A 2,535-nucleotide genomic window follows, 5' to 3' on the forward strand; every position below is an offset into this window, starting at 1 on the left:
ATAAGCACCAAATAAGCATTTTCGCACTTGTATAATTTATCAAAAAATAAAAAATAAAAAAGTTAAAAAAAGAAGGTAAGAGGTATGTGGTGGGGGAAGCAGGTTCGCACTTGGTTTTACAAAACCGATGCGAAGATTTGCTCCCCCACCTCTATCTCTCCCTACTTTGAACAAAATCCAGGGCTAAAAGCTCGTATCCACAAGTATAAAGCCTGGGAGAGATTATCTCTTACCCAATAAATAAAAGGAGGTGAAACTTTGAGACAATACAAACTAATTGTAGGTTTAGACATCTCTTTAGATTCTTTTTTAGCTTTTTTAATCTCCTCTGATGAAAACTTTACTGCAGGTCCTAAAAAATTCAAGAGATCTGAGGATGGCATTGCTCAACTGCTATTGTGGATCTATAAATTAGGCTTTAATCCAAATGAAGTAAAAGTTGTAATGGAAGCAACGAATAATTTTTGGGAAATCATAGCTGTAAAATTAGATAAAGCAGGAATAGGAGCAATAAGTATAGTTAATCCAAAAATTATAAAAGATTTTTCAAAAAGTTTAAGAAAAAAGGCTAAAACAGATAATATAGATGCTGAGGTGGTTGCTCTTTATGGAGTAAGAATGAAACCAGAGAATACAGATTTGAAAAAGAGTAAAAAGTTTGGAGAATTAAGGTATTTGATAAGGACAAGGGAATTTTGGATAAAAGAAAAAGTTAGACTTGAAAATTATGTGCGAAATTTAAAGAGGTCCGTATTTGCAAGTAAAAAGGAAACTGAATGGATAGAAAAAGAAATAAAGCGAATAATAGAGCATATAAAGGAAATAGAAAAAGAAATAGAAAAATTGGTTGAAGAGGCAGTTGTCAAGAGAATTGTGTCTGGAATTTTAAATGAAACATTTGTTTCAATTCATAAGAACAATGTCTTACCCCTGGTAAAGGCTTTCTCCAATTTCTATCCCTCATATTTTCATATACCACATAAATGCTCACCTCTGCTGTCTTCACACTTTGAAAATATCCACCACTTCTCATTCTTGCTACCTCCAATTTACTATGAAAATTCTCTACTATGTTCGTAGTATATATATGCTTTCTTACACCCTCTGGATACCTCAAAAATACTAAATACTTTTCTCCTTTCTCTAAAAGATATTTCATATATCCTGGATACTTCTTTATAAATTTTTCACACTTTTCCTTAAACTTTTCTAAAGCTTCCTCAAAATTATTGCAATATTTTAAACTTTTTAAAAATTTATTAAACTCCTGAGCATCTTTTCTTGCCATATTTTTAAATAGATTGCGTTGGAGATGAACATAGCAAAGCTGATGATCTGTTTGTGGAAAGAGAGTTTTTATTGCTTCATCGAGCCCTGGGAAATCGTCAGAAACTATAATCATTATTCTTTTTAAGCCTCTGTTTATAAGATCATTAAAAATTTGCAGCCAATCTCCTTTATTTTCGTGTCCCCACAAGCAGTAATAACCAAAGAGGTTTTTATTTCCATCGAGATCAATTCCAATAACCGTGTATATAGTAGCATTTCTGACTCTTTGAAGTTTTTCATCTTTAATTTGGCAACGGTAGGCATCAATAAAGATAGCAAATACATTTTGAGGGAGATCTTTATTTTTAAGTTCTAAGGCTTTTTGATAGAGATGATTTTTAAACTTATCAATTTCTTCAGGGGAGTAAGGGAGATTAATTTTGTGGAGAAGAGATTTAATTTGATTAGGGGAATAGGAATTGAAGACGAGATTAAGGAGAAATTCGTTGAATTTAGGATCAGCTTTTTTCCATTTATCAGGTAAGATAGATGGACGGAAAAGACATTCTCTATCTCGTGGTATGTTTAGATTAAGTAGACCGAAAAGGCAAGCTAATTCTCTTTCGTAAAAACCATTAGCTTTGTTTTTAGGATTTTGTTCTTTTTGTTGTTTAAGGAATAGTTCTCTTTGTTTAAGCATAAGAAGATTGAGAAGTTGTTCAGCGATGAAGGTTAAAGCCTCATAAGAAGTAGAATTTTGAGCTTCTCTGACAAGTTTTTCAATTTCAGCATTTAAATCAATCTCTTTTACTTCCATTTCTTTAACCTCCTCCTTACTTTCTTATTTCTCTATACTATCATAAATCAGACACAATTTAAGTAATACTTCCATACTGATAGAAACAGGGATGTTTGAGGGGTTTAAGAAAGGGAAGGAAGTAGTAAGTTATGCAGGAATAGTTCCAAGAGTATATGAAAGCGGGATTAGGAAGGGTGATAGAGGAATAACGAGAGAAGGGAATAAAAGGCTTAGAAATGCGGCGTATTTTGCAGCGGTTGCAAGTTTAAGGAGTAGTTGTGAGGTATTTAGAAAATTTTATGAAAGACTTGTAAGCAGAGGGAAAGCAAAAAAAGTAGCATTAGTAGCGTTGGCTGGTAAAATACTAAGAATAGCTTTTGCCCTCGTGAAAAAAGAAGAAATTTTTAATGACCAAAAATTACGACTAACTAATTCAGGAGCTTGACAAAAACTACAAAATCTTCGTA

General features: G+C 32.5%; 2 protein-coding genes. One reads left to right on the plus strand and one right to left on the minus strand.

The annotated features are described in order from the left end of the window. Positions 1-862: 862 nt before the first annotated feature. Positions 863-2,086, minus strand: coding sequence for an IS256 family transposase (locus J7J55_04890; GenBank protein MCD6142034.1), 1,224 nt, complete (start codon positions 2,084-2,086; stop codon positions 863-865). Between the two features lie 91 nt (positions 2,087-2,177). Here J7J55_04890 and J7J55_04895 point away from each other — a divergent pair, with 91 nt between their 5' ends. Next, on the plus strand, positions 2,178-2,513 hold the full coding sequence (locus J7J55_04895) for an IS110 family transposase (GenBank protein ID MCD6142035.1): 336 nt from the start codon (positions 2,178-2,180) through the stop codon (positions 2,511-2,513). The last annotated feature ends 22 nt before the right edge of the window (positions 2,514-2,535 follow it).

The organism is Candidatus Bipolaricaulota bacterium (assembly GCA_021159055.1).
Lineage (GTDB): Bacteria > Bipolaricaulota > Bipolaricaulia > UBA7950 > UBA9294 > S016-54.

Coding starts and splice junctions, on each gene's coding strand:
- J7J55_04890 (MCD6142034.1), bottom strand. CDS start 2,086: ATGGAAGTAAAAGAGATTGATTTAAATGCTGAAATTGAAAAACTTGTC.
- J7J55_04895 (MCD6142035.1), top strand. CDS start 2,178: ATGTTTGAGGGGTTTAAGAAAGGGAAGGAAGTAGTAAGTTATGCAGGA.